Source organism: Acidobacteriota bacterium (genome assembly GCA_026707545.1).
Lineage (GTDB): Bacteria > Acidobacteriota > Thermoanaerobaculia > Multivoradales > Multivoraceae > Multivorans.
This window is the reverse complement of sequence record JAPOWR010000001.1, coordinates 2,119,004-2,141,348: the sequence shown is the minus strand read 5'-3', so window position 1 is coordinate 2,141,348 and position 22,345 is coordinate 2,119,004. Positions and strand designations below refer to the sequence as shown.

General features: G+C 66.0%; 21 protein-coding genes and 1 pseudogene. 5 read left to right on the top strand and 17 right to left on the bottom strand.

Going from position 1 to position 22,345, the window contains the following annotated elements:
* Window positions 1-17 precede the first annotated feature (17 nt).
* The 3 genes from OXG83_08405 to OXG83_08395 form a co-directional block, all read right to left on the bottom strand.
* A complete protein-coding gene (locus OXG83_08405; protein ID MCY3965045.1) occupies window positions 18-893 on the bottom strand; it encodes an acetyltransferase in 876 nt (291 codons plus the stop codon).
* Complete coding sequence (locus OXG83_08400) at window positions 890-1,762, bottom strand: DUF1295 domain-containing protein (GenBank protein ID MCY3965044.1); 873 nt, start codon at window positions 1,760-1,762, stop codon at window positions 890-892. Before OXG83_08400 ends, OXG83_08405 begins: the two co-directional genes overlap by 4 nt.
* 76 nt (window positions 1,763-1,838) lie before the next feature.
* Complete coding sequence (locus OXG83_08395; protein MCY3965043.1) at window positions 1,839-2,204, bottom strand: metallopeptidase family protein; 366 nt, start codon at window positions 2,202-2,204, stop codon at window positions 1,839-1,841.
* Between the two features lie 69 nt (window positions 2,205-2,273).
* Here OXG83_08395 and OXG83_08390 point away from each other — a divergent pair, with 69 nt between their 5' ends.
* The gene (locus OXG83_08390) at window positions 2,274-3,422 is read left to right on the top strand and encodes an alpha-hydroxy acid oxidase (protein ID MCY3965042.1); all 1,149 of its coding nucleotides are present in this window, start codon (window positions 2,274-2,276) and stop codon (window positions 3,420-3,422) included.
* 194 nt (window positions 3,423-3,616) lie between these two features.
* On the opposite strand, the gene OXG83_08385 is transcribed toward OXG83_08390, so the two are convergent.
* Window positions 3,617-3,880 carry a transposase gene (locus tag OXG83_08385; GenBank protein MCY3965041.1) on the bottom strand — a complete coding sequence of 88 codons (264 nt, stop codon included), beginning with the start codon at window positions 3,878-3,880 and terminating at the stop codon, window positions 3,617-3,619.
* 610 nt (window positions 3,881-4,490) lie between these two features.
* Between OXG83_08385 and OXG83_08380 the strand changes: the two genes are divergently transcribed.
* Window positions 4,491-5,405 (top strand): hypothetical protein, encoded by a 915-nt coding sequence (locus OXG83_08380; GenBank protein ID MCY3965040.1) that lies wholly within the window; start codon window positions 4,491-4,493, stop codon window positions 5,403-5,405.
* A gap of 75 nt (window positions 5,406-5,480) precedes the next feature.
* Here OXG83_08380 and OXG83_08375 read toward each other — a convergent pair whose 3' ends face one another.
* The 10 genes from OXG83_08375 to OXG83_08330 all read right to left on the bottom strand — a co-directional run bounded on the left by OXG83_08375 (window position 5,481) and on the right by OXG83_08330 (window position 15,830).
* Window positions 5,481-6,467, bottom strand: a complete 987-nt coding sequence (locus OXG83_08375; protein MCY3965039.1) for a hypothetical protein — start codon at window positions 6,465-6,467, stop codon at window positions 5,481-5,483.
* A complete protein-coding gene (locus OXG83_08370; GenBank protein MCY3965038.1) occupies window positions 6,468-7,418 on the bottom strand; it encodes a site-specific DNA-methyltransferase in 951 nt (316 codons plus the stop codon).
* A 59-nt stretch (window positions 7,419-7,477) separates the two neighbouring features.
* The gene (locus OXG83_08365; GenBank protein ID MCY3965037.1) at window positions 7,478-7,678 is read right to left on the bottom strand and encodes a hypothetical protein; all 201 of its coding nucleotides are present in this window, start codon (window positions 7,676-7,678) and stop codon (window positions 7,478-7,480) included.
* A gap of 373 nt (window positions 7,679-8,051) precedes the next feature.
* Window positions 8,052-9,416 (bottom strand): thiamine biosynthesis protein ThiF, encoded by a 1,365-nt coding sequence (locus OXG83_08360; protein ID MCY3965036.1) that lies wholly within the window; start codon window positions 9,414-9,416, stop codon window positions 8,052-8,054.
* Between the two features lie 13 nt (window positions 9,417-9,429).
* Entirely contained in the window at window positions 9,430-9,771 is a 342-nt protein-coding gene (locus tag OXG83_08355) for a hypothetical protein (protein MCY3965035.1), read from the bottom strand.
* A 124-nt stretch (window positions 9,772-9,895) separates the two neighbouring features.
* Complete coding sequence (locus OXG83_08350; protein MCY3965034.1) at window positions 9,896-10,333, bottom strand: hypothetical protein; 438 nt, start codon at window positions 10,331-10,333, stop codon at window positions 9,896-9,898.
* A gap of 32 nt (window positions 10,334-10,365) precedes the next feature.
* On the bottom strand, window positions 10,366-10,878 hold the full coding sequence (locus OXG83_08345; GenBank protein ID MCY3965033.1) for a hypothetical protein: 513 nt from the start codon (window positions 10,876-10,878) through the stop codon (window positions 10,366-10,368).
* A 102-nt stretch (window positions 10,879-10,980) separates the two neighbouring features.
* A complete protein-coding gene (locus tag OXG83_08340) occupies window positions 10,981-14,322 on the bottom strand; it encodes an ATP-dependent helicase (GenBank protein MCY3965032.1) in 3,342 nt (1,113 codons plus the stop codon).
* Between the two features lie 87 nt (window positions 14,323-14,409).
* Complete coding sequence (locus OXG83_08335; GenBank protein ID MCY3965031.1) at window positions 14,410-15,006, bottom strand: hypothetical protein; 597 nt, start codon at window positions 15,004-15,006, stop codon at window positions 14,410-14,412.
* 53 nt (window positions 15,007-15,059) lie between these two features.
* Complete coding sequence (locus OXG83_08330) at window positions 15,060-15,830, bottom strand: hypothetical protein (GenBank protein MCY3965030.1); 771 nt, start codon at window positions 15,828-15,830, stop codon at window positions 15,060-15,062.
* A gap of 817 nt (window positions 15,831-16,647) precedes the next feature.
* On the opposite strand from OXG83_08330, the pseudogene OXG83_08325 reads away from it, so the two are divergent.
* A pseudogene (locus OXG83_08325) lies at window positions 16,648-16,812 on the top strand (AlpA family phage regulatory protein).
* Window positions 16,813-17,003: 191 nt separating this feature from the next.
* On the top strand, window positions 17,004-17,147 hold the full coding sequence (locus OXG83_08320; protein ID MCY3965029.1) for a hypothetical protein: 144 nt from the start codon (window positions 17,004-17,006) through the stop codon (window positions 17,145-17,147).
* A gap of 233 nt (window positions 17,148-17,380) precedes the next feature.
* Here the strand turns inward: OXG83_08320 and OXG83_08315 are convergent, their stop codons facing one another.
* Window positions 17,381-18,397 carry an NADP-dependent oxidoreductase gene (locus OXG83_08315; protein MCY3965028.1) on the bottom strand — a complete coding sequence of 339 codons (1,017 nt, stop codon included), beginning with the start codon at window positions 18,395-18,397 and terminating at the stop codon, window positions 17,381-17,383.
* A gap of 2 nt (window positions 18,398-18,399) precedes the next feature.
* Entirely contained in the window at window positions 18,400-19,713 is a 1,314-nt protein-coding gene (locus tag OXG83_08310) for a serine hydrolase (GenBank protein MCY3965027.1), read from the bottom strand.
* A gap of 170 nt (window positions 19,714-19,883) precedes the next feature.
* Between OXG83_08310 and OXG83_08305 the strand changes: the two genes are divergently transcribed.
* Window positions 19,884-21,299 carry an Nramp family divalent metal transporter gene (locus OXG83_08305; protein MCY3965026.1) on the top strand — a complete coding sequence of 472 codons (1,416 nt, stop codon included), beginning with the start codon at window positions 19,884-19,886 and terminating at the stop codon, window positions 21,297-21,299.
* Window positions 21,300-21,323: 24 nt separating this feature from the next.
* Here the strand turns inward: OXG83_08305 and OXG83_08300 are convergent, their stop codons facing one another.
* Window positions 21,324-22,319, bottom strand: a complete 996-nt coding sequence (locus OXG83_08300) for a ketoacyl-ACP synthase III (GenBank protein MCY3965025.1) — start codon at window positions 22,317-22,319, stop codon at window positions 21,324-21,326.
* Between the last annotated feature and the right edge of the window lie 26 nt (window positions 22,320-22,345).

The following is a 22,345-nucleotide window of genomic DNA, read 5'->3' as shown; positions in this document are numbered from 1 at the left end:
GGGGCTGGCGCGAGATCTTATTCCATTTCGCTTAAGTTGGCTAGATCTGAGTCTAAATCCATAAAGATCGTGCTTCGAAGCAGCTCGTCCTTGCGGCGCCAGCGGTCGTTCAGCCACTCCTGGGCGCGCTCGGGTGGTACATCGGCGATCGGAATCGTCTCCCATCTGACGTTCACCGGCCCCGCCGCGCCGCCGAGGAACTCCCAGAACGAAACGACCCGCGGATAGGCGAGCGTCAGATCGACGATGGTGCCCTCGCCCGGTGCGAGCGCCTCGATCATCGCCGCGAGGCCGCCGGCCCTGGATGGAAGCAGATGCTCGTACGGTCCGCCCAGGGCTTCGCGCTTCGCCTCGGTGAACCTCGTCCCCTCGGCGAACGAGAGGATGGCGGCGGGGGAGTCGAGCAGGGCCGCGGAGGCCGCGGTCACCCGGCGGCGGTCGTCTTCGCGCCGATGCGCCGGGTCGCTTCCCCCGCGCGAGCGCCGCCGCAGCACGGGAAAGTCGAAGGCCAGGATGATCAGGCCGAAGATGGGCACGTAGAGGAGCTCGCGCTTGCAGAGGAACTTGACGATCGGACCGCGGGTGGCGACGACGCTCTGGGCGATCAGGATGTCGGCCCAGGACCGGTGATTGGCGAGGACGATGTGAGGCCTGGCCGGGTCGAGCGTCAGCTCTTCGCATCGCCAGGTCGCGCCCGAGACGTGCCGGAGCAGGGCGTTGTCGACGCGCACCGCCCGCCGGTAGATGCGGTTGGCGAGGCGTCGAAACGAGGAGCGAGTGCGCCGCGGCGCCTTGGCCGGCAGCAGAAGCAGCAGCAGGATGACCCAGAAGACCAGGTTGAGCGTGATGCCGGCGAGGCAGGTCGCCGCTCTCAGGTGGCGATGAAGCGTCAAGTCCGGCGTGGCGGCCAGAGCAGCAGGGCATTCGTGCGCCGGACATAGTCCCGGTAGCCGGGATCGTCGCGCCAGCGGCGGTTCGCCCGCGCCTCGAGCATCCGGACGCCGCTGATCTTCGTCAGCAGTAGCCAGACGAAGAGCGGCGAGGCCAGGGTCGCCAGTTGCCAGCCCTGAAGGGCCGGTGCGGCGATCACGGCGATACCGATCCAGAGCAGGATCTCGCCGAAGTAGTTCGGGTGGCGGGACCATGCCCAGAGCCCCGAAGTGATGTACCGGTTCTGGTTCTCGGCCACGGCGCGGAAGCGGCGCTTCTGCTCGTCGGCCGTCACTTCGATGGCGAACCCGGCCAGCCACAGCAGGGCTCCCGCCGCGAGTGGCCAGTCCGGCGGTCTGGTCTCCGCCGCGAGCAGCGCGGCCAGGGCCGGGGAGGCCGTAGCCGACACCCACAGGCCCTGGAGGGTCCACGTCATCAGGAACAGCGGGAAGTTCGGCTTGATCTGCCGGAAACGGCGGTCGTGGCCGTCTCTGCGGACGCGAAGGAAAAGGAAGGGACCGAGCCGCAGGGCCCAGATGGCGATCATCGCCGCGATGAGCGCCGAGCGCACATCCAGCGTGTCGCGGACCGCGAGCGCCCCGCCTACGACGGCGAGGAACGTGAGACTTCCGGTGAGATCGAAGAAGCGCTCGGTCTGCAGGAACCAGGCCGGCACGAAGGCGATCCACTGGATCGCGTACGCGGCGGCGACAAGAACAGCGAACGCGGGCCAGTCGGCGATCTCGAGGCCGTGACTGCTGCCAGCCGCCGCGAAGAGAGCGCCGGCGGCGATCCCGGCCGCGATGCCCAGGAAGGGAACGGCTTTCGGCATGGCGCGAACCTAGCAGTAGAGTCGCGGCGTCCGCGCCGCGCTGACGCACAGGGAGCTCAGTTCCACGCAAGGCAGTTCAGTACGGCATGTCGTCGTCGCCCAGCCCGAAATGGTGTCCCAACTCGTGGACCAGGGTGTCGCGCACTTCGCGGACGACGTCCTCTTCCGTGTCGCAGATCCACAGGATCGGCAGGCGGTAGATCACGACCCGGTCGGGTAGGGCGCTGTAGCCGGCTCCGCGTTCGTCGAGGGGCACGCCATGGTAGAGGCCGAGGAGGTCGTCCTCCTCGGGATCAAGACCTACGAGCCGGAGATCCTCTTCGGTCGGTTCCTCCTCGACGACGACCGCCACGTTGTCGATGAGTTCGGCGAAGGCCGGGGGCAGCGTGTCCAGCGCGCGCGCCAGCAGGTGCTCGAACCGCTGCAGGTCGACCTCGATCATGGGGCGGCTAGCCTGTCAGGCGTCGCCCCGGACTGCTAGGGTCCCGCCCGAAAGAAACCGAGCGCCACCGTGACCGATCCCAGACGACGTCCCAACATGCGCGACGACCCCTTGGCTCCGGGAGAAGCGGCAAGGAACGCGCTGACCCTCCACGAACTCGTCGTGGCCGCGCGCCGGAACCTGGGCGGGAACGTCTGGGACTATCTCGTCGGCGGCGCCGAGACGGAAACGAGCGTCAAACGCAACCGGCAGGCGCTGGACTCCGTGGCCTTCCGGCCGCGGGTGCTCACCGATGTCTCCAAGGTCGAGGCCGGTGGTTCGCTACTTGGCCACGACCTGCGCATTCCGGTCATCCTGGCGCCGATCGGCTCGCTGCAACTGTTCGAGGAAGGCGGCGGCGCCACGGCCGCCAAGGCAGCCGAGGAGTTCGGGATCATGAACTTCGTCAGCTCGGTGTGCCTGCCGGGGCTAGAGGGCACGGCAGAAGCGTCCGATTCAGCCAAGGTGTACCAGCTCTACCTGGCCGACGACGAGGACTGGATGCGCGGTCTGATCCGCCGGGCGGTGGCCGCGGGCTACAACGGCTTCTGTCTGACCGTCGATACCCAGGTCTACAGCCGGCGGGAGCGGGACCTGCTGAAGCGCTGGCGTCCGCCATCGGTCGGTGAAGCGACCACCCGCGTCGCGCCCCTGAACTACCAGGCGCGGATGACCTGGGACCTGGTCAAGCGGATCAAGGACGAGTTCGACATCCCCCTGATTCTCAAGGGGATCGCCACCGCGGAGGACGCCGGCCTCGCGTGCGAGCACGGCGTCGACGTGGTCTACGTCTCGAACCACGGCGGCCGTCAGCTCGACCACACCCGCGGCACGCTCGACACCCTTCCGGAGGTCGTGAAGGAAGTCGACGGCCGCACCGAGGTCGTCGTCGACGGCGGCTTCATGCGCGGAACCGACGTGGTCAAGGCGATGGTCCTGGGCGCCGACGCTGTCGGCATCGGCCGCCTCGAAGCCATCGCCATGGCCGCCGGCGGCTGCGAGGGCCTCGTGCGAATGCTCAAGATCCTCGAACACGAGATCGTCACCTGTCTCGGCCTGCTCGGCGTCACCGGTTGGGACGAACTCGACGGCTCCTACCTCCACCGGGCTTTACCGGTCGATCCCCCGGACGTCCTGAGCGCCCTGCCCTTCCTCGACCTCGACTACCCGTACCCCTAAGCCTGAGCCCGGATCCTCGGTGCTCCGTAGGTCTCCCGGCTCCGCTCGTGGATCGCCCGCACCCGCTTCACGAGAGCGCTTTTCCGCCTTCTCTCTCGCCGACCGCGGCCGCTTCAGCCAGGCTTAGTACGCGCTCGTGGAGACGCCGAGCACGCGCGCCATGGTCGCAATGCGGAACTCGGCCCGGTGCGCTCTCATGAACCGGAAGACCCCTTCCGGTCCGTCTCCCGAGCGAACCAGGCCGTGGCTCTTGCCAGGATCTCCCGCTCCTCGCGCAGCCTGCGAACCTCACGCCGCAGCCGGCGCAACTCCTCACGCTCCGCCGTCGTCGTGCCGTCGCTCCGGCGTCCCTCGTCGCGATCCGCTTGCCTGACCCAGTTACGGATCGACTGCGCTGAAGGCTCGAACTCGCGGGCTAGATGGTCCGGGCTGCGCCCGGACCGGACCAGATCCACCATCTGCTGCCGGTACTCTGCCGGGTACGGGGGTCTTGATCTTGGCGTCGTGGGTACCTCCTCCTACAAGGAGGAAGTGTCCACGAAACCGGGGCAAGCTCATGGTTCACCGCCGCCGGCGGCGAGTCGAAAGTACTGGCTGCTTTCTGGAACACAAGCGAACAACGGTTCGACGATCCGATCCGAATCGACGACGGTTCTCCGCGCGGTTGGGCGGGTAGCGCCGCGCTTGAGGACGCCAGCACCGCGGTCAGTTGGGTCGAGCGCTCGGAAGCCGGTCGCTTTGAACTGCGAGTCCGCCGTGTCAGTCGAGACGAGAACAGCGGCGAAGCACTCACGGTGGCGCCGGCGCCCGCTGGCCGCAGCGCCGTCGGCGTACCCAAACTCGTCCGCCGCGCTGACCGCCTGATCTTCGCCTGGTGAGACGGGGCGGTAAAGTCGGCGGTGATGTCCTTGGTGGACTTGGATTCGGTGGAGGGGCCGGCATTAGCGAGGTCAGCTGCGGCCCGGCCCGGGCTATGCGATCATTGCCAGTTCTGGCCAGACCGGCGAGGAGCGCACTACTCCAGCGACCGAAGTCGGAAGGGCAGCAAGAGCTCAGGCCCAAACCGGAATGAAGACGAGACTCACACCGCACTACATCTCGCTGGTGTACGAAGCTTGTCTCAAGTCGTTCTGGAGACGTAAGGCCCTAGCCCGCTTCCTGAGACAATGTGGCGTGTCGGAGGGGTTTCTTGGGAACTGGGTCGATGGCGAATCGAAGCGCGACCTCCTTGACCGGCTCTTTCCGGAGCTTCCGAAGAGCGGCCGCGGACGTTCGGTCTTGGCGCGGATGGCCGACTTCTTGATGGAGCAAGAGGCCTTCCCGGACCTCAAGAACTGGGAGGACTCCGCGCTCAAACTCGAGGACGCCCGAGATGCTGTCTTGCAGCTACGGCGCTACCACGCGAAGCAGCAAGAGGAGATTCAGTCGGAGCAGGAGAAGAAGGAAGCACGAGTGCGTTTCGCCGAGCAGCAGCGTAAGGCGACCCGGTCGCAGGAAACCCTGTGGCGCCTTAGGGAACGGCTTGACGAACTCTCACTCTCACTCGGCGGACAGAAAGCCGGCTACGAGTTCCAGACGTGGTTCTACGATTTGCTGGATTTCTGCGAAATCCACAACAGGAGGCCTTACGTCCACAAGGGCCGCCAGATTGACGGATCGTTGACGGTGTCGGGGACGACCTACCTCGTAGAGCTGAAGTTCACGACGGGACAGGCTCGAGCTACCGACATCGATTCGTTCTACAAGAAGATCACCACGAAAGCGGACAACACGATGGGTGTCCTGGTTTCGATTTCCGGCTACTCAGCGGTCGCAAGGCGGGAGGCTTCCGGGGAGCGGACACCGATGTTGCTGCTGGACCACAGTCATCTGTACCTCGTGTTAGGGGGCGGGTTGGGGCTGGCCGACCTTGTCGAGCGCGTACGGCGTCACGCGTCCCAAACGGGAGAAGCGTATCTCTCGGTCGGTGACTTCGGAGGCTGAAGCTTGGGTCTATGGGGTGGTCTCAGGAGTCCCTTGACTCCGAGGCGTCGTGCCGGCGAGGTACCTTGATCGCTCTCAGTAGTCGCCGCGTTCAAGCTTCGAAACGACGACCGGATGCCCACTGTTGCGCAGAGTGCGGAGAAAGTCCCGAAGGGGTGTGAGATCGGCGGAGAGCGAGAAGTGCATGTCGACTTCGGCGCCGCTATAGGCCCGGGCGAAACTCGGCACACTGAGTGCGAAGACGCGCTCATAGAGTGACTCGTGCAGGAGACGATCGGCCCGGCGTGCGGAGAGAATGTACCAATCCGCCTTTTGGATCGCCCTGTAGGTGTGTTGGAAGACGGAGTCTTCGTCTGCGGCGACCTGTTCTACTAGCCGATCTTCAAGGTCACGCTTCCGTTTCGCCTTTGGCGCCTGGTAGTACAACGCGGCCGTGTCGATGTAGTGACCCGCAATCCGCCTTCCGACTTGCTCGCCCGTGAGCGAGCGTTCGCCTACAACCACGAACACGTAGGGGAGATGTTCGGCCTCCTGCTTCTTCAGCGCACCGCGGATCTTGTAGGTCGCGAGAGCGAAGCAATCCTCGGGTTCGAGGCCGACGACGGCGCGAGCGTTGGCAAAGAGGGCTCCGTGGAACTTGATGTTCAGCCGATAGATCGGTCGTCCATCTCCGTTGTACAGTCGATAGTCAGTGTCGCTCCGTGATTCCCGAAGATCACGGAGCTCCATCTCTCCACTTTCCATCTCCTCGTTGTAGATTGTCTCGAAGGCTGCTTCTGCAGCCCGGCCCACGAGCAGCTGTCCCAGCGTCCGGAAGGCCCGCACCCTTGACTTTCTCTCGATCTCAGCCGGGTTCGCTCCGAGAGCGGCCTCAACGGGATCCGCCGCATCCAAGACAGCTTGGAGGTACCGGGGTGCAGTACGGACGCGAAGCGCCGCGCGCTTGGCGTCTAGCCCTTCGTTGCGAACGAGAAGATAGCCCTTGAGTAAGTGAAGCGGCTTGGGCCAGTCGTTCTCGCCGTACAGTCCAGCTAGAACCGCGAGGAACTCGTCGCTGTTCACCTACAAGATCTCTTGATCAAAGCGAAGAGCTGAGATGCGTGCGTACTTCTCGTCGATCTCGAAGGCTAGCCACCCTCGGCCGAGCTGTTCCGCCACAGAGCCGGTGGTGTTGCTGCCGGAGAATATGTCGAGAACGATGTCGCCGGGAGCCGTAAGCAGGCGGATGAAGAACTCGGGAAGAACGCGTGGGAATCGAGCGGGATGACTCGTGACCCCCAGCTCCCGGCAGCGTCGTATGAAGGCCGAGTTGGAATCATTGTTCCCCCATTCCAGTAGGTTGGAGGGAATCGATCCACCTCGGTCTTTCAGGAATTTCTGAGTGACGTGATGGCCGCTAGGCCTACGAGTGGCCCGTAGTCCGCGCTGCATCAACCGTTTCATGTCCTTGCTGTACGGCACGAGGACATTGGCGTTGTTCGCCTTTGGATTCGGTGTCTTGGACAGCCACCACACGTACTCGACTGAGTCCTTGATGCGGACGCGCCGCACATTGACCCACTCGGCGGGCGTGGGCAGTTTCGCCGGGTTGTACCAGAAGCACTCTTGGGCAAGGTGGAACCCTAGCGTGTCGACGAGATGGACGAGCAGTTTGAAGTGGTAGAGCGAGCGGGTTGGTTCGCCTGCATTGTAGCTTCCACCGAGGTTGAGTACGAAGCTGCCGGAATCTCTGAGGACTCGGTGTACGCCGGCCGCGAAGGGAGCGAACCAATTGATATACTCGGCCTTGGGCACGTTCCCGTACTCCTTCTCGAAGTGGAGCGCGTAGGGCGGAGACGTCACCACTAGATCGATCGAGCGGGGTGGCAGCTCCGAGAGAAGGTCTTGTGCGTCACCGACGAAGCACGCACCGGTGTGAGTCGCGTAGAGGGGCTCTCGCGCGATCAGGGCACCGGGATCGCTGGTGGGGAAGGCTTCGAGCTGTGCGGCGGTGGGTTCCACGAGTTCCTCCACTCGGGGCGCGACTTGCAGGTTACCCCAGATCTTCAGTGGGCGAGCGGGCCGGAGCGAGGTCAGTCGGCCGGGGGTCGTCGGTCGTCGTGGCGCCGCCACGCTGAGCGCTCGACGCCAATTCGACTACGGATTCGCGCCGCGACGCCGTCCGGTTCGTGGCCGATGGGAGGGGGCTCAGCGGACTCGGAGCGAGGGACGCCCGGCGACGCCAGCGCCCGCATCAGGTCGGCGGTCTGGATCTCGTCCGCCGGCAGGTCCACGAGGCTAGGGAACGCCTGGCGCTCCAGCAGCCTCCTGTGGGATCTCCAGAGAACGATTGGTACCTGCCTGCCGAGGAGCTCGGCGCGGCGGAGGGCCTTGGCTATCCGGTTGGCAGCTGCCCGATCCTGGTTTTCAGGGAACGGCAATTGAGGGTGTATGACTACATGCTCGTCATGCCCGGCGACCCCGGCCCTGCTCGGACCCTTGAACTCAGCGAATCGCTTGCCGTCGCCCGGGAAAGGACTTCCGCGTCCGGTTACGAACACGCCCGTATTGGCCCGTGCTTGGCCGGATTGCTCGTTGTTGCAGGTCGCCGAGGCGCCCGACGAGCACGTCTGGCGCACGGATACGGGTCGTGACCGCGCGGACCGGCTACCTGGCCCAAGCGAATCCCGGGTTGAAACCGTTGAAGCCCGGCTCGTGCAGAACGGCACGACGCTGATCCAGCCCCAACAAGTCCAAATCGATCATCCCGTGCACGCACCCTCCATGAAGGTGCCGCAGGATCTCGGACAGGACCAAGGTGGCGGCGACCGCCCCAACGAAGGGAGCGCCGACCGCCTTGCCGGCGAGCATCGTCATCCCGCACTGGTCGAGCGTGCCCTCTTTCAACAGGCGTCGGTAGGCGGGCCGATCCTCGACGGTCTCGGTGCTGGCTGCGGGGCTCCAGATCTCGGTGGCCGGACGAGGGCCGGGCAGTGTGTGAAGGCGCATGGTTCGGAAATCACGGTAACCGCTTCCCAGACCGGCCTCGATCACCATGTCAAAGCCCACCCGGTCGAGCGAGCGCCGGTAACTCGCCTTATCGAGACCGCACAGCGCAACTCCAGGCTCTGACGGCTGTCGCTCGAAATCCGCATCGAACAGCCGCTCATGGATCGTCGTCTCGAATCCTCTGGCGTCCGCCCACGCAGCCATGGTCCGGGTCTTCTTTTGGCCGACGTGTTCGACGCGCGTGAGCACCGACGTGCTCTCCGTCGAGTCGGTGACGAAGTCCACATCCTGCAACACCAGGGACAGGTTCTCGGGATGGCGGTATGGGAGGATTCCGAGTCCCCAGAGGTAGGCTTGTCCGAGGTGTCCCAGCCCGATTAGCCAGAGCCGCGAAGGTAGATAGGTCAGCTCCGGCTCCTCGGGTTCTCCAACCAGCCAATCCGCATGCGCGTCCGGCTGCCATAGCGACAGGCCCAGGACGCGGCGACCGGCGATCGACATGCCGTCCGCGTCGAGGTACGCTTCGTTCACGGCCAGTGCCGCGGACAACATTCCGGCCAGAGGCATCGCCGGTCCGGGCGCCGGCTCCAGGCTCGAGTGGACCGGCAGTACGCCTCCCCGCCAACCGGCGGCGGCCGTCCGAATAGAGAAGCCCTCCCGCCGACCGCCTGGCCCTCCACCGATCACGATGGTCGGAGTCCCCGGGGCGGCGACGCCGATCTCGCCGCCGAGCGTCTTCACCGCCGTGGCGAGCGTTCGCCCGAGAGGCGGAGGCGTCGAGAGAACCGTGCCGAGAGGCGCGCAAACGCTCACGCCGCCCAGGAACACCCGCCGGGCGAGCGCGACCACCGTCAACAGCGTGGCCTGGTTGACGGACTCCTCGGCTGCCGCAGGACCTATCTCGACCGAAAGACGGTAGCCGCGGAACATGGCTTCCGCCTCGGCGACGCTTTCCGCCTTCCCACTGTCGATCGCGTGCTTCACGAGTCTGTGCAGCGAGTCGGGTTGCGGTGCCGTGTTCATCAACCGTGTTCCCCTAGAGCCCGATATGGAAGAAGGACCTTCGCTCGGATGCCGGAACGGTGTCCCACCGTTTGCCGCCCAGGTACCGATAGATGCCCATGTCGCGGCGACGGACGGGCCGGGCGGCAAAGCGCGGAAGAATCAGGGACAGATGACCGGGGAGCGAGATCATTGGATGCTCGCGGTCCAGCGTGCTCTGGCCCGCACCGCCGGGATGGACGTGGACGTCTGCGACCACGCTTACTCCGCGAGCCTTGCAGATCGCCCAGAGTTCCCCGAAGTAGCGCCCGTCGAACCGCACCAACCCCTGGTCGAGGCAGTGCGGATCCAGGTCGTCGTAGAGCACGAAATCCAAGATCCGCGCGCGCCCGCCCTGCCGCTGTCCAATCAGGAAGGCACCGCTTTCGCGCGACCGGCCCAACCCGCGTTCGCGCAGCCGTCGGCACAGCCGCCGCCACACAAGCCACGAACAGGACAGCCTATGCCGCGGTGCCAGAACGCGGCACATAGTCCCGGCAATGGAGTAGGTCATGCACAATCTCCAGGTATTGAACGATTCCCTCAGCCGGACGCCAGATCTTGGACGGCATCTCCTGCCGCCAGTTGGGGTGCCCAGCGATGCTCTCGCGGTCACAGGGCAGGTAAAGCGCCGTGCCGTGCTTCCAGCCGGTCCGAAAGACCGCCGACACTCTCCCCCCCTGCCCACGCGGCCATTGATCGAAGGCCAACACCTCGTTCCGGGCCATGTCCCACGGACCGCCGGTCGGCTCCGCTTGCGGGTAGCCGCTGCAGTCCAGGCGCAGAGCGTATTCGCGGTCATCCTTGGCGGTAACGGCCATGAAGGCGTACGGCCAGTCGGTCCCGACCAGTCGCCAGCGACCCTCGGTCTCACCGAGGCGGAACGCGGCCTTGGCCACGTCCGCCTCGAAAGCGCGTTGGTCCGGACCCTTCACGCGAACCCCCGCGGCGCACCCTGCACGCGCTCGTCCGGAACGAGATCGAAGGCCACCACATCACGCACCTTGTCGCCGTTCAGCGCCCCTACGTGCGTTCCCGGACTGGGGCGCTCATGCGTCCCCTCGATTTGCAGCACATGTTCTCCGGCTTCTTCGGCGGACAGGCCGAACTCCTTCTCGGCCGCCCACCGTTTGACCCGGGCGACCGTGGCGCTCGGACCGAAATGACGCTCCACCGTCTTTCCGTTGAAAGTGACGGTCACCTTCACCTGGCGAAGGCGGTGCAGATGTATCTTCAATCCCTGCGGCGTCGCGTGCTCCGCGATCTTCGCGAGCTCGGCGACCGAATCGTCCTCGTCTTCGAGAAAGACCAGAATGTCGAGGCCGAAGCCGTGCTTCTCGGCCAAGCGCGCCTTGAGCACTGCGAAGGTGGCGTCCGTCTCGATCTCGAGATGCTTGACCTCGCCGAGTCCCTCGGCCTGATAGAACACGTCGATGGTTTTCATAGACTCCTCCGTCGATTCGAGCAAGGGGCACCATGCCCCGCTCGTTCTACGTGACTAATCGGATCTGGAGGCCGAACCCGGAAAGAAGGGCCACGGGCGGGTTCAGGGCAGCGCGAGTGCCCCCGGCGGTATCGACGGGCAGATGAAGAAATACGGGCAGCGCGGGCAGACCACCCCGTCCGGATTGGGCGGGAACGATCCGGCGGCGATCTGGCCGAGCATCCGGTCGGTCTTGGTGCGGCGGAAGGTCAGTTTTCTCTTGGTGAGCGTCACGCGCTCGGCGGTTTCGTCCGTCAAGTGAAGCGCGTCGACCACAGCCGCATCGCCGAACTGGGCGTCGGCGGCGAACTGGTACAGGGCGTATCTGAGGCGGTCGTACTCATCGACGCGCTTCTTCCCGGTCCGAATGCGTCGCAGGGCCATCGTCCCGTCGGGCAACTCGGCGAGCTCGGACGGTTCCACAATCACGCGACCGTTCGGCAGGTCAAACGCGAGAGGTCGAGGCTCGACGGGACGTCGTCCCGCGCCTGCTCGAACGAGGGCCGCAACCAGGCGTGACGCCAACCGTCGGTAGTCGTCACAGAACGCGTGCTCGATCGGTCCGCGCGCCTTCCAGATCTCCTCGAGCGCAGCCTCGGCCTCCGCGAGCGTCGGTTCCCGCCGTCGCCGCGCCTCGCCGATCCAGTCGATGAATCGATGGAGGCAGAAATGAGTGCGCGAAAACGCCGTAGCCTTCCACGCGCCACCAAGCCCGAGGATGTGTTTGTAGAAGAAACGGCGCGGACACTTCTCGTAGGCGCGAAGGCCCCTGTCCGTGACGCTCCAATCGCACCCGCGCGTTACCTCGATCGTGCTCGGGCGCGCCGTGCCGGGTCGCGATGGAAGGGCTGCTGACGGCCCGGCCTCGCGAAACAGGCCTGAGGGAAGCCATCCCAGGAACTCCGACGGCGAGCGATTCCTTCCGTTCGCCTGCTTCCGCGCCAGATGCAGGCGCACATGGCTCCTCGCACGAGACAGCGCCACGAAGAACAGACATTGCTCCTCGTGCACATGTGATCGCTTGAACTCTTCTTTGACGGAAAGACCCCCCGTACCGTCGATCATGCCCGGCGGAGGCGGGCACCGCTGCCCGCGGTTCGAGGTCGGAAAGCTCGCGCTCGTGAGTCCCGGAACGTGAACGGCGTCGAACTCGAGTCCCTTGCTTCCGTGTACCGTCATCAGACGCACGGCATCGAGGTGGAGGGCCGCGGCCGGAACCTGCCGCAGATCGCGCTCCTCGGCGAGAAGAACGAGTTGGCGGACGCGGTCGAGGGTGCGCCGGATCGGCAGCCCCGATCCGGCCGGGCTCCGCTCCCGCACGAAGTTCAGGAACTGCCACACGGCAACGGCGCGCATCCTCTCCGTCACGGTCGTCGCACGGGCCAGCCTGCGGACGAAGTCCGTCCGGTCGAGCAGGTAGGACGACAGGAACCCCCACGCCGAGCCTCTCGGGTTCAGCCCGGTGAGGTCTTCGGCAAGCCGCCTGAAACCCGCGGCGCCCGCGTCCGAGACGCAGTCGGCTTCCGCGAGCGACTCCAGCGCCGTCAGGGCCCATCCTCCGTTTGACCGCAGATGGCGGGTGGCGGCGTGGACATCCTGCAGGCTCACGTCGTAGCCGGGCATCGAGGCGACGCGCACAAGCGCGTCCCCGAAGCGATCCACGGCGAGACTCAGGAGCGCCAGCAGATCGCGCACCTCCTCGCGCTCGAACAGACTTCCGAGATGCAGCACCGCTATACCCCGCTCCTCGAGAGCCGCGGCGAAGTCGTTCAGGCGGTTGTTCGAGCGGCAGAGCACCGCCTGCCGGCGCAAGGCCACTCCGGCATCCTCGAGTTCCCTCACGCTGGCCGCCACGCCGGCGGCCTCATCGTCAGGGGTCTCATGTCGGTGGATCCGCAATGTTGCCGGACGGCGGTCCCGATGCGCCCTGAGCTCAAGCGGAAGCATCCCCTCCGACGCGCCCATGCGAGACGCCACCGACACCAAGGTCTCGACGATGGGTTCGGCCGAACGATAGTTCACGTCGAGTCGAGCGCGAACGGCGGAGGGGTAGTCGGTCGCGAAGTGGGCCAGGTTCGACCCCGACGCGCCCCGGAACCTGTAGATCGATTGGCGCGCATCACCAACGACCCACAAGCGATTCCCGTCGCCCGCGACCGCGCGCAGCAGGCGCGCGCTCGCACGGTTGACATCCTGGTACTCGTCAACCAGCACGTGCCGGTGGCGAAGCCGTGTAGCCTGCGCGATGCCCGGTTCCGACTCGAGAAGCTGCGCCGGCCGCATGACCAGGTCCCCGAAGTCGACCCCGTCCCTCTCACGCAGGGCCTCTTCGTAGATCTCGTAGATGCCAGCGATTTCAAGACACTTCTCGGCCGCCGCCCGTCCCTCGCTGTCGGTTGCCGATGCCAGCATTGCTTCGGCCAGCGACCGGTATCGCGCAGGGTCCGCGAGCTCGTCCTTGGCCCTGGAGATTGCCGCAACGATCTCCCGGAGGACCAGCGCCGGATCCCAGAGGTTGCGGTAGTGGACCAGTGGCAGCGTCGGCAGCTTTTCCTGCAGGATCTCGATCGCGTCGCTGCGGTCGAACAGCGTGGGAGCGGGTGGAAGGCCGAGACGATCGTGGTGGCGGCGCATCAGATCGAGTCCAAAGGCATGGATCGTGCCGATCCAGAGTCGCGGGGCCGCCTCCGCGTTGGCGCGCGCCAAACGCTCCACGAGTTCGCCGGCGGCCCGGTTCGAGAAGGTCACGACAAGAATGGCGGCGGGGTCGATCCCTTCAGCGAGGAGCGAACTGACGCGCTCCACCAGGGCCAGCGTCTTGCCTGTTCCGGGACCGGCCTCGAGGAGAAAAGGACTCCCACGGTGCGCCACCGCACCCGCTTGGGATGCGTCCGGGAGGGGAGGGAAAGTCGGAGCGGTTGGCTCCGCTGGTGTCGATGGTCGTGGGAGCAGGAGCGCGTCGAAGAGCTGCTGGCGCACGAGCGCGAGCGGTAGCCCGGTTAGACGGGCGATTCGAGTTGCACCGAGACCATCTTCCATGTGAAGCCGCTCAGCCGTGGTCCGCGGCAGCAGGAACTCGCGGGCGAATACGTCGGCCTGCAGCTCTCTGCGCTCGCGGGCGCCGTAGTCCTCGACCCGCTGCAACCCCACCGGCGCCATCTCGGTCGATCGGGAAGGGTCGATGTCGCCTGCGCCGCAGCTGGACGAACGAGCGTGGAGCTCCGCATGACCGATCTCGTGCGCCACCAGAAGCGCTCGGTCACACGCCGACCCCGACGCCTCGCAGCAGATCGTTCCGCTCTGCTCGTCGAACAGCGCTTTCGCGCTCTTGAGGGCCGGATCCCCCTCGGGCACGTAGGCCAACTCGAGGTCCAGATGGTCGATTGCGGTTGTGACGAGGGCCATTGGATCAACCGGATCGCAACCGATGGACAGGACCGCCTCGTGGAGGCGGTTGGCCGCCGCGCGGACCGGCTCGAAACCATCCACGGATCAAAGACTCAGGAGATGCCGCTGCTGTTCGTCCGTCAGGCCCGAACTTCTCACGGCGTCCGCGAAGCTCTGGCGCCCACCTTGCTTGGGCCGATGGTCGGCCTTGTAGAACTGGCGGCTTCCCTGTGTCTCCGTCGGGCTGGCCTCCAGGTGCGCGGTCAGCACTTCGACCGGTATCTCGAGTTCGTCCGACACGCGGCGCTTGAAACGGTCCGGGATCGTGTTCGGATCGATCAGCCGATCGCGCAGTTTGACGACCAGCATCGTGCTGCCACCGATCCCCCTGGCCACCGCTCGGAGTTCCCGGCGGTCCAGATCCAGCAACGGATTCTCCATGAAAGCGTACGACGGCGCAGACTTTGCCACCGCCGCTTCGCCCGCCTGGCGCAAGGCATACAGGCGATTGTGGAACAAGCTCATGGCCCGAGACACCGCCGGGCTCACCGTGGTTGGATCGGCCGACGGCCCGTCCGCCGCACCCTCGACGAGGGATTCAAGCGCAAGCTCCACGGCGAACTCCGTCAGTTCGCGCGAGAACTGTGGATATCGACGCACGATCTCGTCGAGCACGGCCGCATCCGGCATGTTCTCGGCCATCGCGAGCGCGTAGAGCGCCTCGCGCCGCTGTGCGCCAAGGGATGGCATCGGCTTCATGACTTCTCCTTCGATCGCCATAGTTTCGTCTCTGCCCGCGACAGGCGGTTTCGAATTGTGCGGCCGGTGCACCCGCAAAGCACGGCGGCCGTGGTCTCGGCCGGATCTATAGACTCCGCCTTGTAGCGGTACAAGCGGCAGAGAACGAACGCGTTACGTTCGTCCGCCGGCAACGCCTCGATTGCTTCCTTGACTTTCTCGAGAAGTGCGCTCTGCTCCTGCGTCGGCGGTGTCCGGCCCGCCTCGGACAGGAGCGCGAGCCCCTCTTCCTCCGAGAGCGGGAGCCCGTCCCCGTCATCCGCCCGTGGCACTTGCACTCTTCGCCCCAGACGTCGACGTTCACGATCCACAACATCGAAGCGCAGGGTCTGAAAGGCTCGATTGAATCTGCACTCGTAGAAGTCCAGCTCCTCCGGCCGCTCACCAACGCAGCCGCGGGCAAGCAGCTCGGTGAATCTTCCCAGCACCGCTTCCCGCATTTCACCGGCGCCGGGTTCCGACTCCGGGATCGTCGACTTGAGGGTCGCCTCGCAGCGACCGAGCAGAACCTGCAGTACCGCGCCCATGCGGCGATCATCCCCTTTCCGGTGTGCGTCCCGAAGGAGATGAACCAGACATTCGGAGCCGACGTGCTCCGCCGATCTGCCGTCCGTAATCTCCAGGCGCCGGCGTAGGGTCCTCCAGTCTTCCCGCAGCGCGGCCCTGATCTCGATTTCGATCTCCGGGGGCCGCGTGTACAGCGCTCCCGTCCGGGTGCGTTTGGTCAATGGTCGGACCATACGGTCTCCTCGGTCTTCTGCGGCTGTCCACTCACGCGGTTGGATTCTGCTGTACTGATCGGATCGCAAGGCGCTACCCGGAAAGCTACCGGTCCGCGCGCGCTTCGTTGGTCCGCCGCGCCCGCTCCCGGCCCGCTGTTGGCCGCAGTTGCTGGCGCGGAGCGACCTTCCGAGAGAGTTCAGGTTGGAAGTGCCGTTCCCCAGCTTCCCCGGTATCGACATCCAAACCTCGAAGAACGTGGACCTCCTGACTACGCCGCCTGGCTCGTTTCCCCCATCGACCGCTCCCGGTCTCGGCCGTTTGGCCGGAATCAATCCCCCCTTCGCATCGCCTCCCCTGGCGCCCCGCGCAGGTGCTCTGCCATGCGAGTGGCGGCGGCCAAAGCCCCGGGACAACTTGGGATAACTATATACACCAGAGACACTTAGGAGACTTCCCAAGAGTTGACTCCCTTGGAATCACCGCTTCACCGTTATGGGCATGACGCGGCTGGAACGGCAGTGGAACGGCAACGCTGGAGGAGTAGTTCAACACGCGGGTCAGCGGGATTCTCGACGACACGGGCATGGCGCCGACGACGCTCGGTACGCTGGCGGTGGGCGACCCGGGCCTGCTGCGCCAGATCGCGCCGGGCCGTTCGGTGTCGCTCAGGACGGCGGACCGGGTCCTGGCGTCATCGACGATCCCGACGGGGCGGACGGTGCGCGCGCCCCGCCCGTCGCCCGACGACGCCGGGCGCCGCTGCGGGGGTCCAGAACGACGAGCGGGAGAGGAGCGGGGGCGGAGCGGCCGGCGGAGCCGGCGATCCGCCTCCTGCGGATCTCGGAGGTGCAGGCCCGGACGAGCCTGGGGCGGAGCACGATCTACCGCTGGTCGGCCGAGGGCCGCTTCCCAGCGCCGATCCGGCTGGCCGGGCGCGTGGCGCGGTGGATCGAGGCCGAGGTCAAGGAGTGGCTTCAGAAACGGATCGAGAAGAGCTGGGGCGCAGACGCCCCCGGCGGCAGGCAACTGGAACGGGAAGGCGGCCGCTGCTTCTACACGCTCAAAGAGCTGAACGAGCGCACCTTCGTTGTCGACTTGTCCTGTCTCGTCCGAAGGGAGACAACGGCTACAGGAACGTGGTGGCTTGCTCTCGCGGGGCCAACAACAAGAAGGGGGCCATGGACGCTGCCAAGTTCCTCTTTAGCCTTTGTCCCGAGCACAACGTGCTTGGCTTCGAGCAGCTGGGAGAGCGTCTCCAGAAGTTGGAGGCGTTGAAGGCCGGCCGCCTGAAGCCGAAGATCGGAGATGCGGAGTCATCTTGAATAGCGCCCCCGGCACCGTTTGAGTGCGCAGCCCACAAACGGGACCGTCTTGGGGATACGCCTTCGCTGTCACTCCCTACAAGTACCTGTGTTCTCTGCTACTTCGGTGAACTCCGACCAAGAAGAAGTGAGCGCCCACTCCTCAGCGTCCGATAGAACGCGAACGACCGCTGGGCGGCCGCCCCCTCGCGCCCTCCCCGGCAGGCGCGTGCAACACAGGATCCGCCGCCGCGCTACGCCGTCGGATCCTCGCTGATCTGGACGACCATCTTGCCGGTGTTCTCGCCGCGGAAGAGGCCCATGAACGCTTCGGGGGCGTTCTCGATGCCGGAGACGATCGTCTCGCGGTAGGTGACCTTGCCTTCCGCGATCCAGCCGGCGACATCGCGGACGAAGTCGGCCCGGCGGTCCATGTGGTCCGAGACGATGAAGCCCTGCATCTTGAGGCGCTTCGGAATGATCGAGATGAGGGTCCGCGGCCCGGGCCTCGGTTCCTTGTCGTTGTAGTGGGCGATCATCCCGCAGACGGGAATGCGGCCGAACATGTTCATGTGCAGGAAGACGGCTTCGAGGGTCGGGCCGCCGACGTTCTCGAAGTAGACGTCGATGCCGTCCGGGCAGGTGTCGGCGAGGTTGCGGTTCAGGTCGCCGTGGTAGTCGAAGGCGGCGTCGTAGCCGAGGTCGGAGACGAGGTGGGCGACCTTGTCCGCCGATCCGGCACTGCCGACCGCCCGGCAGCCCTTGATCTTCGCGATCTGGCCGACCAGGCTGCCGACGGCGCCCGCGGCGGCCGAGACGAACACCGTCTCCCCCTCCTTCGGTTCACCGATGTCGAGCAGGCCGACGTAGGCGGTCATGCCCGGCATGCCGAGGACGCCGAGGAAGGCGGAGAGCGGCGCGCCGTGGGTCTCGATCTTCTGGAGTTCCGCCGCGTGGGCGGCGAAGTGGCTGCGCCAGCCGAAGCGGCTCGACACCAGATCGCCGGGCGCCAGGGCGTCCGTGTTCGAGTCCTCGACGACCCCGACGGCGCCGCCGTCGAGCGGCGCGCCGATTTGAAACGGCGGCGTGTAGGACTTGATGTCCCGCATCCGACCACGCATGTAGGGGTCGACCGACATGTACACGTTGCGCACGAGCGCCTGGCCTTCGCCGGCGCTCGGCAGGTCGGTCTCGACGAGGTCGAAGTTCGCGGCTTCCGGCTCGGCGACCGGGCGCGAGACGAGGTGGATCTGTTCGCAGCGTGTGCTCATGGTCAGTCCACGATCGCCTGGTAGGCCAGGTTACGGAACTCGGTGCCGTAGGTCAGGCCGGCGTGGGGGAGGATCTGGATCATGAAGACGCCGACCATCTCCTCCTCGGGGTCGATCCAGAAGCGGGTGCCCGCGGCGCCGCCCCAACTGTAGTCACCGGGGGAACCCAACGCGCCGTTGACTCCCGGGTTCATGTCGACCCGGAAGGTGAGGCCGAACCCGTCGCCCGGCCTCAGCAACTGACCGACGCGCGGCATGTCGCCGATGTGGTCGGAAGACAGGAGCTTGACGGACTTCGGACTCAGCAACTGGCCGCCTTCGTAGCGCCCGCCGTCGAGCAGCATCTGGACCATCTTGAAGTAGTCGGTGGTCGTGGAGACGAGGCCCGCGCCTCCGTAGAAGATCTTCGGCTTGGTCAGGTAGGAGTCCTGCGGCGGCGCCTTGGAGCGCATGACCGTGCCGTCGCCGGCCTCGCGGTCGGGGGTGTAGAGCACGGCCAGCCGATCCTCGGTACCGGGGCGGACGTAGAACGCCGTGTCCTTCATGCCGAGCGGCGCGAAGATCTCGTCCTCCAGGAACACGTCGAAGGTCTTGCCAGAGATCACCTCGACCAGGCGGCCCAGGACGTCCATGCCGTAGCCGTAACGCCACACCGTGCCGGGGTGGTTGTGGAGCGGCGCCTGGCCAAGCTTCTCGACGAACTCCTCGAGGGTCTGATCGCGGTTGCCCACGCCAAGTTCCGCGTAGTACATGCCGCCACGAGCGTTGCGCGGTCCGCCGTAGCTGATGCCGGCCGTATGGGTCAGCAGATCCTGAACCGTCATGTCGCGGTTCGCGGGCACGAGTTCCATGCGCGGATCGCCGGTCCCTGCGTCGACGCTCCATTCGGTGACTTCCAGGTCACCGAGGGCGGGAATCCAGCGCGAGGCCGGCGTCCGCAGCGCGAAGCCGTACTTCTCGTGCAGGATCATCACGGCGACGCCGGTCACCGCCTTGGACATCGAGTAGATGCGGAAGAGGGCGTCCTTCGGCATCGGCTCCTTCGTCTCGAGGTCGCGGTAGCCGTAGGTGTTGAAGTACGCGATCTCACCGCGGCGCGCGATCAGACCCGTGGCGCCGGCGATCTTGCCGGCCTCGATGTAGCCGTTGATCACCGCGTCGATGCGGGCGAGGCGCTCGGCGGAGAGGCCGACCTGTTCCGGCTTCGAGACCGTGACGTCCGGATCGGCGGCCGTGAGCGGTGCCGAGACCGCCAGGGTGAGGGTGAGCAGCAGTGCGGCGGCACGCCGCCCGGGTTGGAGCATCGCTCGGTTCATCGTCGTCTCCTCCTGCGTAGATTCTGAAGTGCGGCCGATCGTAACGCCCAGCGCGCGGCTGTGCGAGCCGGAACCGTCGTTCGCGCTGCTACAGTGCTCCGAACCCGACACCCAGAACGCGGAGCGCCGGTTGAACCGTGACGGGCCGGACCGGCTGGAGGAGTTCCCCTATGCCGGTACCGATCCCACCCCTGCGCGAGGAGAACCTGCCGGAGCGCAAGCTCTCGTTCTGGCAACTCGCGGGGCCGGGCGCGATCATGATCGGTCTGGCGATCGGGGCCGGGGAACTGGCCGTGTGGCCCTGGGTGACCGCCAAGTTCGGCGCGGTCATGATCTGGGCGGCGGCGCTCGGCGTCTTCCTCCAGCTCTGGATCAACATCGAGATCGGACGCTGGGCGGTCGTCACGGGCGAACACCCGTACACGTCGTACGCGCGGATGTCGATGGGGGTCATCTACGCCTTCCTGTCGCTAGGCTTCGTGGGATTGTTCCTGCCGGGCTGGGCGCGGATGTCGGGGGCGGCGCTCAAGGCGCTCTTTTTCGGCCCCGACGGTCCGGGCCCGGAGTGGTTCTGGACCGCCGTGACGTTCGGCCTGATCGCCCTGATCCTGTTCGGGCCCAAGCAGATGTACAAGGCGGTCGAACGGGCGATCGGGATCATGGTGCTGGTCATCACGATCGGCCTAATCTACGTCGCGTTCTCTGTAGGCACCTGGGACGCGATCAAGGAGATGGGCAGAGGACTCATCAACTTCGGGCACATCGAGCTGGACGACCAGTTCACCTTCGCCCGCTTCTTCGGCGCGGTCGTCTTCGCCGGCATCGGCGGCGCCGGCAACCTCTGGTACGCCTTCTACCTGCGAGACAAGAACATCGGCATGGGGGGCCGCATCCCGGTGCTGGCGAACCCGCTGCGGGTGCACAAGACGGCGGAAGTGCAGACGGGCTACCGCTACATCGAGACCCCGGAGAACGCGAGCCGGTTCAGGCGCTGGATGCGCTACGTGATCCAGGACCAGGTCATCTTCTTCTGGCTTGGCAACACGTTCACGATGTTCCTCTTCATGTTCGGTGCGCTGACCGTCCTGCGTCCCGCCGGCATCGTCCCCGAGGAAGGCCAGATCGTCTGGGACATGTCGGTCATCCTGGAGACCAGCCTCGGCACCTTCGGCCGTTACGTGTTCCTGCTGATCGGCATGGCGGCGCTGTTCAGCTCCCAGCTCGGGGCAGTCGACGGCGGCGCCCGCACCTGGTCCTACCTGCTCGGCTCCATGTTCAAGTTAGGTCAGAAGCGCACTCAGAGCCAGTGGTACCTGACCTTCGCGATCATGTTCATGGTCGCCGGCACCGTCTCGACCGCCTTCTTCGAACTCTCAGGCGTCTCCGCGCTCGGCTTCATCTTCAACTCCGCCCTGCTGGGCGGCTTCGCGATGGCGATCTACGTCCCGCTGACGCTCTACGTGAACCTGACGAAGCTGCCGAAGTCCGCCCGGCCGAAGGCGCTCAACATCGTGATGATGGTGATCGCGTCCGCGGTGTACGTGTCCTTCACCCTGTTCACGATCTGGGGCCTGATCTTCGGCTGATGTGGGCCCCGCGTTCCGGGTTTCCTAGCCGTTGAACCGCAACAGGGCCGCGCCCCAGTGGAAGCCGGCACCGAAGGAGGTCAGGAGTACCAGGTCGCCCGGCGAGATGCGGCCCTTGCTGTGTGCTTCCCACAGCGCGAGGGGAACCGAGGCCGAGCCCGTGTTCCCGTACTCCTGGAGGTTCGTGTAGACCTTCTCCATCGGCACGGCCAGGTTCTTCGCGACCGCCTGGACGATGCGCAGGTTCGCCTGGTGGGGCACGATCATTGCCACGTCTTCGAGCTTCGCGCCCACCGCTTCCAGCACGTCGAGGCCGACCTCGGACATGCGGTGGACGGCGTGGCGGAACACCGCCCGGCCCTCCATGATCAGCTTCAGATGCTCTTCCTTCTGCGCGTACTCGAGGCTGAACGGCTTGCGGGTCCCACCGATCTCGAGGGTCAGAATGCTCCACTGACTGCCGTCGGTACCGGTTCTGGCACCGAGGATCTCTGCGATCTGCGGTCCGCGCTCGACGATCACGCCGGCCGCGGCGTCGCCGAACAGTACGCACGTCTCCCGGATCTTCCAGCTCACCAGACGCGTAATCAGCTCGACCCCGATGACGAGCACCCGGCGGGTGCCGGTCAACACCCGCGAGCGGGCGACATCCATTGCCTGCACGAAGCCGGCGCAGCCACTGCCGCCCAGGTCGTACGAAGGGACTTCGCGGGCGCCGAGCTTGCGCTGGACGAAGGAGGCTGTATCGGGCGTGTAGACCTCCGGCGTATCCGTGGCGACGATGATCTCGTCGATCTCCTCGGGGCCGATACCGCGGCTTTCGAGGGCCGATCTGGCGGCGGCCGTTGCCATGTCGGCGGTGGACTCGTCATCTGCGGCGACGCGGCGCCGGTGGATGCCGGTGCGCTCCACGATCCACTCGTCTGAGGTGTCTACGTACCGGGTCCAGTCCTCGTTCGTCATCACTCGCTCCGGCACATAGCCGCCGAAGCCGCTTATTCCTACGGCCGTGTTCGTCAAGTGGTCTCCTAGGGGCGTGAGGTCGC